Here is a 15626-nt window from a genome sequence, read left to right as displayed (position 1 = left end):
GGCGAAACAAAATGGCTCAATTGAGCGAATTCAAGTAACAGATAGTAAATATTATGGCAAAGAAAAAAGGCTTATTTTCTCGCTTTGGTCGAGGCAAGCAGCAAACTCCTGAGCAAGAAGTCGCCTCAGAAAGCAAGACGGGTAATACGGACACCGAGCAGAAAAAACAAGGCTTTTGGTCGAAGTTAGGCTTTGGTAAAGAAGCGGCATCTGTTGAGGTTCAACCAGAAGCTCACACCCAAGAAGCTCACACCCAAGAAGCTCACGCACAAGAAGCTCACGCACAAGAAGCGCAAATTGAGCCGTCAACCGAGCAGCAAGCAGCGTCACACCATTCCATACAACACGCACCCGTTCAAGTTGAGACTGAGCACCTTGGTGATGAAGGTGAGAAAGGCGAGGAAGAAGCCCTGCTAACAACTCAACCAGAAGAAGCGATACCGTTTCAGCCTGCCGTTGAAAATCAGGCTGAAACGGTCGAAGAAAAAGTGGTTGAAGTCGTTGAGACTGCCACTGAAAATGTCTTGCCAGAGCCAGAGCCAGAGCCAGAGCCAGAGCCAGAGCCAGAGCCAGAGCCAGAGCCAGAGCCAGAGCCAGAGCCAGAGCCAGAGCCAGAGCCAGAGCCAGAGCAGAAAAAACAAGGCTTCTTTGCGCGTTTAAAGCAAAGCCTAACGAAAACTCGCCAGAATCTAGGTGGCGGCATTTTCGATTTATTCCGCGGCAAGAAAATTGATGATGAGTTATTCGAAGAATTAGAAACCCATTTGTTGCTTGCCGATGTTGGTGTCGACACCACCATGAAAATTATCGACTCGCTTACCGAGGCGGCATCGCGCAAACAGCTAAAAGATGCCGAAGCGCTTTACGATTTGTTAAAAATTGAGCTGAAAAACCTCGTTGATCCCGTGGTTGAGCCACTGGAAATTCCTAAAAGCGACACCCCTTTCGTTATTTTAATGGTGGGTGTGAACGGTGTTGGTAAAACCACGACAATCGGTAAACTCACCAAGCAACTGCAAGCGCAGGGTAAGTCAGTCATGTTAGCTGCGGGTGACACTTTCCGCGCCGCTGCGGTTGAGCAGTTGCAAGTATGGGGTGAGCGCAATGATATTCCGGTTATCGCTCAACATACTGGCGCAGACAGTGCTTCGGTTATCTTTGATGCGCTAAATGCCGCTAAAGCACGTGGTGCAGATGTGTTGATTGCTGATACGGCTGGCCGCCTTCAAAACAAAGGCCACTTAATGGAAGAGTTGAAGAAAGTGGTACGTGTCATGAAGAAAATCGACGAAAACGCGCCACATGAAGTGATGTTAACCATAGATGCCGGTACTGGCCAGAATGCGCTAAGCCAAGCACAGCTATTTGATGAGGCGGTTAACCTATCTGGTATCACATTGACTAAGCTCGACGGCACCGCAAAAGGCGGGGTGGTCTTTGCGATTGCAGATAAACACCAGATCCCTATTCGTTATATTGGCGTTGGTGAAGGTATTGACGATTTGCGTCCGTTTAACAGTGATGACTTTATCGAAGCACTGTTTGCTAAAGAGGGCGAATAAGTACCAACCTACTGCTAAGCCTTGCTTTTAAATGTAGAGATGATAACAATAAAGCAGCACTCACGAGTTGGCCACGAGAAATACGGTGGCCAACGTTGTCTCAAATTCGCTGCAAAAAAATAACAATAAATGATCCGCTTTGACCAAGTAAATAAAACATACCCCGGCGGCTTTCTGGCGCTAAAACAGGTAAGCTTTCAAATCGCTTCTGGTGAGATGGCATTCCTAACGGGTCATTCTGGTGCCGGAAAAAGTACCCTACTCAAGCTGATCAGCCTGATGGAAAAACCCAGCTCAGGTACTATTCATATTAACAACCAAGATCTTGCCGGCGTTAGCTATCGCCAAGTGCCGTATATGCGTCGCCAGATCGGCATGATTTTTCAAAATCACAACCTGTTGATGGATCGCACTGTATTTGACAACGTTGCCCTGCCGCTTATTATCGAAGGCTATAGCCAAAAAGAGATCCGTAAACGGGTTGATGCCGCGCTTGACAAGGTGCACCTTGGTAATAAGCAAAAAAGCTTTCCCAACATGCTCTCTGGCGGTGAACAGCAACGTGTGGGTATTGCCCGGGCAATTGTGAATAAGCCCCCTATTTTGCTGGCTGATGAGCCGACCGGCAATTTAGATCCCAAGCTTTCATTGGAAATTATCAAGCTTTTTGAAGAGTTTAACTCGGTTGGCGTGTCAGTGTTAATTGCGACCCACGACCTTGGTCTAATCGCCAGAATGCGCTATCGCACCTTAACGCTACGAGCGGGCAATATGATTAACGATGGCTTAGTCGACGGGTTGCAGCCTGATGATAGTCACTTAGGTGGAGCGATCGATCATGCCTAACAGCTTTCAACCGCAACAACAGGCCAAAGTCAGTGTAACACAGCGAATGATCGCCTTTCCGCTGCGACACTTACAACAAGCCATTGGTAGTTTAGGTGACTTGTGGCGAACACCATTTACCACTTTGATGACCTTGTTAGTGTTAGGGATTAGCTTAACCTTGCCGGCAACATTGCACCTGTTTGTGAAAAACGCCAATACGGTGGTTGCTCAGTGGGATTCTGCCTCAGAAATTACCCTGTTTTTAAAACTTAGTGTTGACGACAAAGCTGCGCAAAACTTCGCAAGTCGTGTTGAGTTATACCCTGAAGTTGCCAATGTTGAATATATCTCCGCCGAGCAAGCGTTAGCAGATTTCAAGGCCAACTCTGGCTATGGTGATGCGCTTGCTTACTTAAACACGAACCCCCTTCCTGCAACCTTATTGGTGGCACCGACACAAAGAGCCAGCCAAGCCCATGCGGTGCGCGATTTACTGGCTAAACTTGAGCAGCAACGGGAAGTAGATCAAGGTAAGTTAGATTTAGAATGGCTGACGCGCTTAGAAGCGATGGCAAAGCTTATTGAAGATGTCGTGTTGGGGGTTGCGTTACTACTGTGTTTGTCTGTGGTGTTAATCATTGGTAATACCATACGTTTGGCAATCCTCAATCAAAAAGATGCTATCGCGGTAATGAAACTGGTCGGGGCAACTGATAGCTTTATTCAGCGGCCCTTTATGTATGCCGGCATGTGGTATGGCATTGCAGGCGGCTTTATTGCCAATCTTACTATTTTTATATTGGCACATTACCTTTCGGGGGCAATTACCGACTTAACTGGGTTGTATGGCAGTAAGTTTGCGCTAGAAACTTTGTCGGCAGGTGAAAATTTGCTGCTTTTATTCGCGGCGATTCTGCTTGGTTTACTGGGGAGTTATTTGTCGGTTCGCCAACATATTCGCGCAATTGAGCCAACCGCAGACTAAGCTTTTTGAGTGCTTGGCCAGCGGTCGCATCAACAAATTAAACGTTCAGCATACTATCAGCCCAACTCATTGCCTCAATATGAGCGGTTGAGCACACATCCATGCTTAGCCCAAACTGTTGGGCGATGCTTTCACAGTGTAACCACTGCCCTTGCTCAAAGTGTTTGGCGAGATCTAAATAGTTGGTGAGATAAGTGGTTTCGCCAAGTAATGCGGATTTAATATCTGGATCAATTGGCAAGATCTCAACCACACTGGCGATATCGTGATCTAAGATGCCATCAATCATTGACAGCAAACCCGTTAAAAAGGCTTTGGGGGGATTATCGCGGTCTTTTAGCTGTTGCCCAATCTGCTCGCAAAAGCTCGCTCTAAATAGCGACATGCGCATTAATTCACTGGTTTTATCTTCGGCCAGATCGGCAAGTGCGAGCAGCGCGATAAACTTTTTCAGCTCTGCTTCACCGATATACACTAGTGCGTGCTTTAATGAGGTGATCTGCTGGCTGCGGCCATACGTTGGGCTGTTGATAAAGCGCAGCAGTTTAAAGGTTAACCCGGGATCACAGCTAAAAATATCACTGATGTGATCAAAGTCTAATGTTAGATGGCTTGCTTGATTGATTAATTCCAAAATATTTTGCTTAGTGGTGGTGATTTTCTTTTGTTTCAGCGTTTCCGGCTTGGCAAAAAAGTAGCCTTGAAAGAGCGAGAACCCCAACAGTTTTAACTGCTCAAACTGCTGAGCCGTTTCCACTTTTTCGGCTAGCAGTATTTTATTGTACGGTCTGATTCTATTAACGTAGCGGCTAACCGCTAAAATCGAGATCGATAGTACATCTACTTTAATAATGTCGATATAAGGTAAAAACACATCCCACTTGGGATCAAAGTCGTGATCGTCGAGCGCCAGGACATAGCCCTGCTCTTTTAGCGACTTACATGCCGTCAATAATTCCTTGCTGATCGGTACATCTTCGAGTATTTCAATCACGATCTTTTTAGGATCTAAGAAGCTTGGGAAGTGGCGAATAAGGGTATCTGCATGAAAGTTGATATAAGCGGGTAAGTCGCCAGTTACCTGCTCTACGCCGAGCGTTAAGTGGTTGTTTGTTAATATATTAGAGGTTGCTTGGTCGGGGTTGATGTTCGGAAAATGGTTACTGTTGCCGTCGCGAAAGAGCAATTCGTAGGCGACTAACTGTTGTTCGGGATCTAAGATTGGCTGACGCGCAACGTAAGAATACACAATATTTTACCTTTAATTACATCAATACTTAGCCTTTCGTGGAGGATCTTTGCTAAGGTGATGATGTTTCGACTAGTTTTATTGATGAATTTTCATATAAGGCATAGCCTAGCAGAAGGTAACGGATATTTTCGACGGGCGATGAAATAAAATTGTGATATTCATGATCTGGTAATAAAAAGTTGTTATTGATAGTCGCATAGATAAATAAAGCGTGTTACTATCGCGAGCCGACTATCTGAATATCTTCAATAGTTTCCAGAGTAAATCGAGGTTTTTTAAATGAGTGAATCAATGCAATCAATGGCCTTAACTGTTCCGCAAAGCGGCAGCATTGAAGCATATGTCCAATCTGCTTACAGCATTCCTGTGCTTTCCGCGGAGCGTGAGCACGAACTAGCAACTCGTTTACACGACCAACACGATCTGAATGCTGCGCAAGAGCTTATTATGTCGCACTTGCGTTTTGTTATTCATATCGCCAAAAACTATTCAGGCTATGGCCTGCCGCAAGCGGATTTGATTCAAGAAGGTAACGTTGGCTTGATGAAGGCCGTTAAGCGTTTTAACCCAGCGGTTGGTGTGCGCTTAGTCTCGTTTGCCGTGCATTGGATCAAAGCGGAAATTCACGAGTACGTGCTGAAAAACTGGCGGATCGTCAAAGTTGCGACCACAAAAGCGCAACGTAAATTATTCTTTAACCTGCGCAAAAACAAAAAGCGTTTAGGTTGGTTCAGCAACGATGAAGTGAATACCGTGGCTGAAACTTTAGGTGTTAGCGCCAAAGACGTGATGGAAATGGAGTCACGCATGAGCAGCCAAGACCAAGCATTTGAACTTTCGTCAGACGATGACGATAGTGCAAGTAGCAGTGGTAGCTTTTCACCAGCCCAGTACCTTGAAGACAAGCAATCTGATTTAGCACTTTCGGTGGAAGAGGCAAACTGGGAGCAGCACGCTAATCAACGCTTATCAAATGCATTGGTGACCTTGGATGAGCGCAGCCAAGACATTGTTCGCACTCGCTGGTTAGATGATGATAAAGCAACGTTGCAAGAATTAGCGGATAAATACCAAGTCTCTGCTGAGCGCATTCGTCAGTTAGAAAAGAATGCCTTGAACAAATTAAAAAGTGCAATGGCGGTGTGATTAAACACACCTTCACAAGGTAAGTGAGAAAAACCGACATCTGTCGGTTTTTTTATGCCTGCAGATCTAGTGTGCATGTTTTTTGAGCGCCAATATTGGTTTTTTGTCACTTAACACTGGTCATCTAAGTGTTTTTTGATAGACTGTTTGCCGCAAACTAATCTGATAATTATAAAGAATAAGAACAAGTTACTTGAGCGATATCAGTACTAGGGAAGGTTCGCTCGCACAGCGACAACTTCCTAAATTAAAGTCACTACTCAACAAGTACCGGCAAGCAAACGCGATGCAGGAAAGCTTGCTGCGCCTGTCTGAACTTGCGAGTACTGTTACTGAGCTCAACGCATTCTACCCAGCAATGGTCGATATTATCGATTCATTGCTGACCACCAATAGCGTCCATATCGCGCTGCTTGATGATCACCAAGACCTTGAAGTTGTCTATTGCCACAATCCAGTGGAGCATCGTCTTGCCGAACACGTCGAGTTTAACGATTGGCGCAAAGGCTTAACTGGGCAGGTGTATTTAACCCAGCAACCACTTCATTGCAATGCTGCTGAGCGCATGGCACTGGCGAAGGCGGGCAAAATTGTGCTGTATGGCTCTGCTTGTATTGACTGGTTGGGGGTTCCACTGAAACGCGGTCATCACGTCATCGGTGTTATTGCGCTACAAAGCTATGACGAGCAGCTTTATTTTGATGACCGAGACTGCCAATTACTTGAATTTATTGGGGAACACTTAGTCACGGCGATAGATCGCGTGAAAAGTCGTGCGCTACTCGAGCAAAGTATTGAGCAACGAACACAAAAACTGACAGAAGCCAATCGTCGTTTACAACGGGAGATCTGTGAACGTCAGCAGGTGGAAAAAACCCATCAAGTGATGCTGGCCGTTTCTGAAATCGTTGCAGCCAACCAAGCATTGCCGAGCTTATTTAAACAAGTTCATCAAGAGTTGAAAGGGCTACTCGCTTGTCAGAACTTTTATGTGATCAGTAAGCAAACTGAAGCTAATGTTCTGTATCAAGCAAGGCAAGAGCACGTTGGCATTGACGATAAAAGACGCTTATCGATATTCACCGAGTTGGCGAGCAACATAGCCAAGCCATTACTGATTGCCCAGGGGCAGCTAATTACGCTTGAAATTGATGGCAGTATGGCACGCACACCCTATGTGCTGGACTTCGACAACAAGCATCAACCCCAAACTTGGCTTGCGGCGCCACTGATGGAAAACGGTCAAGTTATCGGTATTATCGCCACTCAGCACTATACAAATTCGCAAGCTTTTAGCGAAAAGCATTTAGCAATATTTCGCTTTATTGCCCAGCAGCTAACGAGTGCTATTGTGCGCGAACGAGATTTAACTCTTGTTGAGCAAAGCAAAGCGTCATTAGAGCATTTGGTTAACGAGCGCACTCAGGCATTACAAGCGTCTAACTTTAAACTGCGTAACCAAATTGAGGAGCGCCGCAAAGCGGAATCTAGGCTGTATTTTGAAGCCCATCACGATGCGTTAACCCGACTGCCCAACCGCGCTTTGTTTACCGATCGCCTAACGCATGCCCTGCGCCATATCAAACGCCATGTCGAGCACAGCTTCGCCGTGCTATTTATCGACTTAGATCGCTTCAAGGTGATTAACGATACACTTGGTCATCATATCGGCGATAAGTTTTTGATTGAAATTGCGGGGCGCTTATCGGGTTGCGTTCGTGATAACGATGTCCTGGCCAGGCTTGGCGGCGATGAATTTGTCGTGCTACTTGACTCACTCACCCGCCAAGACGATGTCGAAGATGTGGCTGAGCGCATTATTGAAGCAATCAGTCAGCCGTTTGAGATTGAAGGGCACAGTCTGTATTCAAACGCTAGTATTGGTATTGCAATGTGTTCGCCAAATTACGATGAGGCAACAGAAATATTGCGTGATGCTGATGCGGCTATGTATCAAGCAAAGAACCTAGGTCGTGGTCGCTATGTTTTCTTTGACGAAAGTATACGCGCTCAGTTGCTGGAAAGTATGACCCTTGAGCAAGAGCTGAGAGAGGCCATCAAGCAGCAACAATTTGAATTGCACTATCAGCAAATTTCGAATTTAGCCCGCACCAGTACCATTGGCTTTGAAGCGCTACTGCGATGGCAACACCCTGAAAAAGGCTTACTAACGCCAAGCGAATTTCTCTTTATGGCAGAAGAAACAGGCTTAATCGTTGATATTGAACGTTGGCTCATTGGCGAAGTGGTTGAACAGTTGGCAACCTGGCAAGCGCAGCAGCCTGATGGTGAAGTTACAGATTATCGACATGCGTTAATTGCCATTAACTTATCAAGCCGTTATTTGACTCAGCAAGCGCAATTACAAGAATTGATTACTGTCATCAAAGGCCACGATATTGAACCGCACCGGTTAATTTTAGAGTTTGACGAGTCGGCGATTTTGCCGCAGCCAGAGTTAGCGCTCGCCAGTTTGCGCAAGCTTAAAAAGCTCGGGGTGAAATTGGCGCTTGATGACTACGGCGCGTCATTGTCATCGTTTAACTTTATTCATCAGTACCCCTTTGAGTTTGTTAAACTTGACCGTAGCTTTATTCGCAGCTTAAACAACAACGAAAAACACTTATCCTTGGTTTCTGCTTTACAGCAATTGGGCAATCAATTTGGTTATCGCTTAGTCGCAGAAGGTATTGAAAACGAAGAAACGCTGGCTAAATTACAGCAAGCAGGCTGTGATTTCGGGCAGGGTTATTTGATTGCCAAACCAAGTAAACTGGTACAGCCTAAGACGATTGTCACCGAAAAATCTTATGCCTAACCACAGTGTTTAACGCCACTTACTGATTTTTATAGAAGTAACCTTCCACGCGCAAAGCGATACCAGGTGTTGTTTTGTAGTTCGTGTCTTCTGGCCATTCCAAAAACGGCTCTACTTCAAAGAATAGCCATTGCTTATAGGCGTTAAAACGGTAGCGATAACTCAGTGTGTAGTTATCGATCATAAAGCCATTTTCGCCATTTCGCTCCCCTTCAATCACGAAACCAAGCGCACCTGCTTGTACTAAAGAAAATTGATGCAAGTGATAAAAACCGTGTTTCCAACGAATACCGCTGAACGCTTCCGAGCCTCTAATTGAATAATCAAAGCGAAATTGATCGCGCGGACTTAACTGGTAGTCATACTCCAGCAGTAGTCTCGCACCTAAGCCGTCGTCAACGAAATAAAAAACCGCGGGTTCAATGCGTATGCCATGTGTTTTGTGCCAAGAGTAGCGACTTTTGTGGCGAGCGCGAACAAAGACATCACCGGATGAAATACCTAAGCGTGTGTCGGTAATGTGATCGCTGTCACTGTGGTGCACAAAGCGCACCGCTGCGGCAAATGAGTCATCTTCAATTTGCGGTCGCGTATTCACCACCTCCAAGGGCAAGCTATTCAGGCTGTCTTCTTCGTCATCAGAAAAAATTAAGTCCATGCGATCTTTGAAGTGTGGCAGCTTTAGACGTACGCGAAATTTGTTATCGAGCCCTGACAAATCTCTGGCTTTGGGTTCCCAGCCCAAGCGAATTCTCGCTTTTACATCAGGGCGTTCTCGTGCATCGTCTTCATCGGTAAAGAAGCCATCAAACCAAAATGCCGAGCGAAATACGGTGTCACTGACGCGCTCGTGTAGGCTTTCCATCCAGTCTATCTCTGCCTGAGTAGGACTACCGTGAATGGTAAACTTTTCCTCTGGCTGAGCTTTTTTCGATTGCGGTTTAATGATGTCACTCTCGTTTTCAGACGAAACTTCATTAACCGGAGTCGCAGACTGTTGGGCATAGCAATAGCTTGCTGACCAAGTACCAGCAATGATCAGCCAAGTTGACAGTAATAAACGGCTCATCTTTTTCGTCATGTCTTTCATCCATTGAACAGCGATAACCACACCACAAGTGAGTCCCTTTACGTTAACGAGAATTTGGCTAATTTGAAATACCATAAAGATCAATTCGCTATAAATCTTTAGTCGGTCTGCGCGCAGTTGTGATCTGTATCATTGAAATCGCCAAGTGAAACTCGCACTTTGAGTCGGCTTGGGTATAATAGACCCTTAGCTTGTTATACACGACAGCACACCTCACCAAGATGCATCAATAGGAGCGATTTATGGGTGGTATTAGTATTTGGCAGTTGCTGATTATCGCAGTTATTGTCATTTTATTGTTTGGCACGAAGAAGTTACGTACCTTAGGTACTGACTTAGGCTCGGCAGTAAAAGGGTTTAAAAAAGCCGTATCAGATGAAAACAGTGATACAACAGCAAAAACTGACTCGTTAGACGACAATTCAGCTGCAGCAAATGTTGAAAAAACGGCTGCAGAGAAAGAAAAAGACCGCGCTTAATTTATGTTCGACATTGGTTTTTGGGAGTTAATGCTGATCGCTGTGATTGGCTTACTCGTGTTAGGCCCTGAGCGCCTACCTGTAGCAATTCGCACAGTGCGAGACTGGGTTAATGGCGTGCGCCAGTTTAGTCAGTCGGTTAAAACTGAGCTCAAAGAAGAGCTGCGCATTAACGAATTACACGAAAACCTGAAAAAAGCTGAACAAAGTGACTTTAAAAACATGTCGCCGCAAGTGGCAGAGTCACTAAAGTCACTGCAAGAAGCGGCCGACATGGTTAACCGCCCTTATCAGCAGCAGTCGCCTGATTTTGACTCCTCAACGGGGCAACCTGAATTAAGCGCACAAGTGGCGCAGACTCAACAAGATCTGCGCTCCAGCGAGCAAGTTAAGCAAAACCCTGCCCAAGAAGCGCTAACAGGTGCTTCTCCTACAATCCAAGAGAATTCAACGCCGAATGACAAACAGTCAGGCTAATTACACCTTATTTGACCATTTAATTGAACTTCGCTCGCGATTATTGCGTGCGGTGTTAAGTGTGCTGATTGTATTTTGTTGCCTTGCTTATTTCGCGCAAGATATTTACCAGTATTTGGCTGAGCCATTATTGGCGACTATGCCTGAAGGCACGCAAATGATCGCAACTGATGTCGCATCACCGTTTTTTGCGCCGTTCAAATTGACCATAGTGTTGTCAATTTTTATCGCGATGCCGTTAATTTTGTATCAAATTTGGGCATTTATTGCGCCAGGGCTATACCAGAACGAAAAACGCATGGTCGCGCCATTAATGGTGGGGAGTACTTTGCTATTTTACGGCGGTATTAGCTTTGCTTACTTTGTTGTGTTTCCCCTTGCGTTCGCATTTTTTACATCGGTAGCGCCAGAAGGCGTGACCATAGCGACGGATATCAGTAGTTACTTGGATTTTGTCCTCAAGCTATTTTTCGCATTTGGCGCGGCATTTGAGATCCCTATCGCCATTATGTTGTTGTGTTGGACAGGCTTTACCAGCCCGGATAGTTTGCGCAAAAAGCGACCGTATATTGTGGTCGCCGCATTTGTGGTGGGCATGCTGTTAACACCGCCAGACATTATTTCACAAACTTTGCTGGCAATTCCTATGCTATTGCTTTTTGAGCTGGGGTTATTGTTGGCTGCACTGTATACAAAGAAAGACGATCAAAAGAAAGACGCCGTAGAGGCCTCAGAGGAACCGTAGTGAGAAAGATTGCGTTCATGTTATCACTTGTTGTAACGAGTGTAGCGACATCAGCAAATGCTGCAACAAGCCTAGCAGAGCAGTTAATGGCTTGTCGTGGCGAAGTCGATAGTTTAAAGCGATTAGTTTGTTATGACGGTCTGGCGGCCGCGTCAAAGCAAAAGACTACAAGTCACACGACATTGCCAGCTGCTTCAACCGTTGCACCTGTTGCCAATACCACCAGCTCAGTCGTGACAACTTCTGCGCCGAAAGCAATAACGGTTAATGCTCAAGATATTTTTGGTCAAGAAGCCAAGTTCAAGTCCAACCAAGTGGATGAAGTGCGCTTTGTGATCAAGTCAGCATCGTTAACACATCGCAAAAAGTGGCGCTTTGTCTTTGAAAACGGACAAAAGTGGGAGCAAAAAGACACAGATCGCTTCGGCAAGTTTGTGGCTGGCGAAGAAGTCATTATTAAGCGCGGTGTTATGAATGCTTTTTATCTGAAAAAGCCCAGTGCTAATCGCACTATTCGAGTGAAGCGCATTAAATAACTGTTAATTATAGTGATTGATATCGGGGTTAATCTTACCAGTGAGCGATTTGATAAAGATCGCGAGCAAGTGGTTGCATCTGCCATTGATGCTGGGCTAACTCACCTATTGATCACAGGTACCACAGTCGCTGAAAGCCAACAGGCATTGGCATTAGCAAAAGCCAATAGTGACCAATTGTCGGCGACTGCCGGCGTCCACCCTCATTATGCTGATGGTGTAGACGCAAACTACCTAGATTCACTGGCTACGCTTGCCAGCAACAAGGAAGTTAAAGCAATTGGCGAATGCGGCTTAGACTTTAACCGCAACTTTTCTGCGCCAGAGCAGCAAATTAGTGTATTTCGCGAACAAGTGCAGCTCGCCAGTGAGTTGCAATTACCGCTTTTTCTTCACCAGCGAGACGCATTTGATCCGTGGTTAACGGTACTTACGCCATTTCTGGGTAAAGTACCGGCGATGGTTGCGCATTGTTTTACGGGCAACCGTGACGAGCTAAATAAATGTGTTGAACTGGGTATGTACCTTGGCATAACTGGTTGGGTATGTGATGAACGTCGCGGCGCCGCCCTGCAAGCGGCAGTGCGAGCGTTACCACTTGAGCGACTGATGATTGAAACTGATGCGCCTTATTTAACCCCGCGCACGATTCGACCGCGTCCGAAATCAAGCCGAAACGAACCTAAGTATCTGGGCTATGTGGCTGAAAAAATTGCTGAATTAAAACAAGTGAGCGTTGAAACGGTTATTCATCACAGCCGCGCAAATGCGCAAAAGGTGTTTGATTTGTGAACAAGGTTGTTTTTAAACTTATAGCGCTGTGGTGGTTTTTGGCGACCAGTGTCCTTGCCAACCATCATATCGCGATGAATACCGTATTGCCCGGCGAGCAGAAAATGCCGCCCGTAAAGCTACATTCATTACACTTAGCGCCGGTGAACATCGCGACGACGATTGACCAACTGGCAGCGGATGACAGGATCGCTTGGCAGTTGGAGAGCTCTTCACACTTGGCCATTCAACAAGGGATTAACTGGTACAAAGTCGTCGTACACAATGCGAGCCAGCAAACGGCAAGCGGCTATTTAACCCTAGGTAATGATATCGCCATTAACTCGCTTGATATCTATAGTGTGCAGCCGGGCTTTAATAGCCTAAATGCCGTTAACCAAAGCCAAACAACACGCCTTTTACCAACCAACAACAGGTTTACCGAGCTGATTTTGGCGCCAAATGAACATCGCACTTTATACATTCGACTCGCCGCAGATAATGAACTGTATCGCCCTTTAGTGGTTGAAAACGTTCACGCTTTTATGCAAAGCAGCGGTGCTCGACACTATCAAAATGCCTTTGCTGTGGGCGGCATCATTGCTATTGCTGTGATGTCATTGCTGCTTTACGTTGCCGTTCGCGACCCTGCCCTAAGTTGGCTATCTGCCTATTTTTTCTTGCGCGCCATACTGTTATCTGTGTTGGTTGGCGGTCACCTTTACTATCTGTTCCCCGAGCACCCCGAACTTCGCGGTGGTGAGTTACTTGCGTTAGTGGCCTTGAGCACCCTTGCGTTTATTTGGTTTACTATTCACTTGTTTCAACTCAAACAGCAATTACCACGGTTTGTTTACGCCGCGAAGTGGGTTTCACTCGGTTTAGTGACCATTTCCGTGTTTAGCTTTTACATGCCGCCATCTTTGATTGTGTTAGCAACAAACATATTGTTTATCAGCACGCTGGTGGTGCTTTTTTCGCTAGGGCTAGTGCTGTATCGACGTCAGCAACGGCTGGCTTTTTTATTTAGCGTTATCATGGCTGTGCAGTTTGTTTTTGGCCTGTTGATTTCACTTGGCTTGTTTTTTGATGTTTCACCGTTTAACGCTCGTGAGTCTTTGTTGATTGCCTCATTTTTGTTTAATACAACGTTAATTGTGTTTTTAATTTGCCGTATGTACTACTACCAAATGCACGATAAACAGTTAGCACAAAAAGAGGCGTTAACCAATGCGCTTGCCTCTCAAAAAGCGCAGGCGCAGCTGCTCAACTTGCAAGAAGAAAACCAAGAAGAGCTAGAGCAACGAGTGCAAGAGCGCACACTAGAGCTGAATATCGCGCTTAATGAACTTGAAGAACTCAACCGCGAGCTTGAACAAAAGAATACCATTGACGAGCTCACGGGATTATACAATCGTCGCTTTTACGACCAGCGAATTTTAGCGGAATATCGCCGCAGCAAACGCAATTTAACACCGCTGAGCTTAGTGGTGATTGACCTCGACTTCTTTAAACGAGTGAACGACAAATTTGGACACATTGCCGGCGATCAGTGTTTGAGTTGGCTCGCACAGCACATTAAACAAAGTTTGAAGCGCAGCACCGATGTGGGCTGTCGCTATGGTGGCGAAGAATTCTGTTTGATTTTGCCTGATACTGATCAAAATGGCGCAATCGCGCTTGCTGAGGAACTGCGAAAAGCGGTGCAATCGTTCGACTTTGTTTATCAAGGCGAGTCAATTTCACTTACCGTAAGCTGTGGTGTTGCCACCTACACGCAACAAGAAAACATAGCGCCGACACATATTTTTTGTGCGGCTGACAAGGCCTTGTATCAAGCAAAACGTCAAGGCCGAAACCAAGTTAACAGCCAAGATATTTCCCCCGATTTATTGATTCAGGAGCACTCTCATGACTAATGCCTTTGGCCAGTACCCTGCTCGCCGTATGCGCCGTATGCGCAAAGATGATTTCTCACGCCGCTTAATGGCTGAGCACCAACTGACAGTGAATGACTTAATTTATCCCGTATTTGTGCTAGAAGGTGAAAACCAGCGCGAAGTTGTCGAATCCATGCCTGGTGTTGAGCGCAAGAGCATCGATTTATTGCTTGAAGAGGCTAAGGAACTCGTCGAACTTGGTGTGCCAGCCGTTGCTTTATTCCCAGTGACACCGCAAGCACATAAATCACTAATGGCAGAAGAGGCCTATAATCCTGATGGCTTAGCGCAACGTGCTGTTCGCGCCTTAAAAGCCGCTTATCCAGAGTTAGGCGTGATCACCGACGTCGCACTTGATCCGTTTACAACCCATGGTCAAGACGGCATTATTGATGACGATGGGTATGTTATCAATGAAGTCACTAAAGACATTCTGGTTAAGCAGGCCTTGTCGCATGCTCAAGCTGGTGCTGATGTTGTCGCGCCATCAGACATGATGGACGGTCGCGTTGGCGCGATTCGCGAAGCACTGGAAGCGGCAGGACATTTCAACACCCGTATTCTTGCTTACTCTGCCAAATATGCGTCTAACTATTACGGCCCGTTCCGCGATGCTGTCGGCTCTAGCGGTAACTTAAAAGGTGGTAATAAATATACCTATCAAATGGACCCTGCAAACAGCAATGAAGCCATGCATGAAATTGCTCAAGATATTGCCGAAGGTGCGGATATGGTGATGGTTAAGCCGGGTATGCCGTATTTGGATATTGTGCGCCGCGTCAAAGATGAGTTTGCGGTGCCGACATACGCTTATCAAGTGAGTGGTGAATACGCCATGCACATGGCGGCCATTCAAAATGGCTGGTTGGCAGAAAAACCGTGCGTCATGGAAGGCTTATTGGCGTTTAAACGCGCTGGAGCCGATGGCATTTTGACTTATTTTGCCAAGCAAGTTGCTCGCTGGCTAAAAGAAGAAAGCTAGGCTTTTCAGTAGATA

14 protein-coding genes are annotated in these 15626 nt (G+C 46.0%); 12 read left to right on the top strand and 2 right to left on the bottom strand.

What is annotated here, in order from left to right:
- The first annotated feature begins 53 nt into the window (after positions 1–53).
- The 3 genes from ftsY (at position 54) to ftsX (ending at position 3375) form a co-directional block, all read left to right on the top strand.
- Positions 54–1562, top strand: coding sequence for a signal recognition particle-docking protein FtsY (gene ftsY, locus DXX93_RS20480; RefSeq protein WP_116009738.1), 1509 nt, complete (start codon positions 54–56; stop codon positions 1560–1562).
- A 129-nt stretch (positions 1563–1691) separates the two neighbouring features.
- Complete coding sequence (gene ftsE / locus DXX93_RS20475; protein ID WP_116009737.1) at positions 1692–2408, top strand: cell division ATP-binding protein FtsE; 717 nt, start codon at positions 1692–1694, stop codon at positions 2406–2408.
- Positions 2401–3375: a permease-like cell division protein FtsX gene (gene ftsX / locus DXX93_RS20470; protein WP_116009736.1), complete on the top strand. Its 975-nt coding sequence runs from the start codon at positions 2401–2403 to the stop codon at positions 3373–3375. The genes ftsE and ftsX overlap by 8 nt, the downstream gene beginning before the upstream one ends.
- A gap of 37 nt (positions 3376–3412) precedes the next feature.
- On the opposite strand, the gene DXX93_RS20465 is transcribed toward ftsX, so the two are convergent.
- Positions 3413–4624 (bottom strand): EAL and HDOD domain-containing protein, encoded by a 1212-nt coding sequence (locus DXX93_RS20465; protein WP_258872735.1) that lies wholly within the window; start codon positions 4622–4624, stop codon positions 3413–3415.
- A gap of 282 nt (positions 4625–4906) precedes the next feature.
- On the opposite strand from DXX93_RS20465, the gene rpoH reads away from it, so the two are divergent.
- Both rpoH and DXX93_RS20455 read left to right on the top strand, forming a co-directional pair.
- The gene (rpoH, locus tag DXX93_RS20460) at positions 4907–5773 is read left to right on the top strand and encodes an RNA polymerase sigma factor RpoH (RefSeq protein WP_116009735.1); all 867 of its coding nucleotides are present in this window, start codon (positions 4907–4909) and stop codon (positions 5771–5773) included.
- Between the two features lie 193 nt (positions 5774–5966).
- Positions 5967–8591: a bifunctional diguanylate cyclase/phosphodiesterase gene (locus DXX93_RS20455; protein ID WP_147302736.1), complete on the top strand. Its 2625-nt coding sequence runs from the start codon at positions 5967–5969 to the stop codon at positions 8589–8591.
- A 19-nt stretch (positions 8592–8610) separates the two neighbouring features.
- Here DXX93_RS20455 and DXX93_RS20450 read toward each other — a convergent pair whose 3' ends face one another.
- A complete protein-coding gene (locus DXX93_RS20450) occupies positions 8611–9756 on the bottom strand; it encodes a hypothetical protein (RefSeq protein WP_116009733.1) in 1146 nt (381 codons plus the stop codon).
- A 167-nt stretch (positions 9757–9923) separates the two neighbouring features.
- On the opposite strand from DXX93_RS20450, the gene tatA reads away from it, so the two are divergent.
- Genes tatA through hemB form a run of 7 tightly spaced genes read left to right on the top strand, consistent with a single transcriptional unit; the run spans position 9924 to position 15611 of the window.
- Positions 9924–10160 carry a Sec-independent protein translocase subunit TatA gene (gene tatA / locus DXX93_RS20445; protein ID WP_116009732.1) on the top strand — a complete coding sequence of 79 codons (237 nt, stop codon included), beginning with the start codon at positions 9924–9926 and terminating at the stop codon, positions 10158–10160.
- Between the two features lie 3 nt (positions 10161–10163).
- On the top strand, positions 10164–10637 hold the full coding sequence (gene tatB / locus DXX93_RS20440; protein WP_116009731.1) for a Sec-independent protein translocase protein TatB: 474 nt from the start codon (positions 10164–10166) through the stop codon (positions 10635–10637).
- The gene (gene tatC / locus DXX93_RS20435; protein ID WP_116009730.1) at positions 10618–11382 is read left to right on the top strand and encodes a twin-arginine translocase subunit TatC; all 765 of its coding nucleotides are present in this window, start codon (positions 10618–10620) and stop codon (positions 11380–11382) included. The genes tatB and tatC overlap by 20 nt, the downstream gene beginning before the upstream one ends.
- 17 nt (positions 11383–11399) lie before the next feature.
- Positions 11400–11918, top strand: coding sequence for a hypothetical protein (locus DXX93_RS20430; RefSeq protein WP_116009729.1), 519 nt, complete (start codon positions 11400–11402; stop codon positions 11916–11918).
- Between the two features lie 12 nt (positions 11919–11930).
- The gene (locus DXX93_RS20425) at positions 11931–12710 is read left to right on the top strand and encodes a TatD family hydrolase (protein WP_181902288.1); all 780 of its coding nucleotides are present in this window, start codon (positions 11931–11933) and stop codon (positions 12708–12710) included.
- Positions 12707–14608, top strand: coding sequence for a GGDEF domain-containing protein (locus DXX93_RS20420; RefSeq protein ID WP_116009727.1), 1902 nt, complete (start codon positions 12707–12709; stop codon positions 14606–14608). The genes DXX93_RS20425 and DXX93_RS20420 overlap by 4 nt, the downstream gene beginning before the upstream one ends.
- Positions 14601–15611 carry a porphobilinogen synthase gene (gene hemB / locus DXX93_RS20415; protein ID WP_116009726.1) on the top strand — a complete coding sequence of 337 codons (1011 nt, stop codon included), beginning with the start codon at positions 14601–14603 and terminating at the stop codon, positions 15609–15611. Before DXX93_RS20420 ends, hemB begins: the two co-directional genes overlap by 8 nt.
- Positions 15612–15626: the final 15 nt, after the last annotated feature.

This window comes from Thalassotalea euphylliae, assembly GCF_003390335.1.
GTDB lineage: Bacteria > Pseudomonadota > Gammaproteobacteria > Enterobacterales > Alteromonadaceae > Thalassotalea_F > Thalassotalea_F euphylliae_B.
This window is presented reverse-complemented; position numbering and strand designations above follow the sequence as displayed.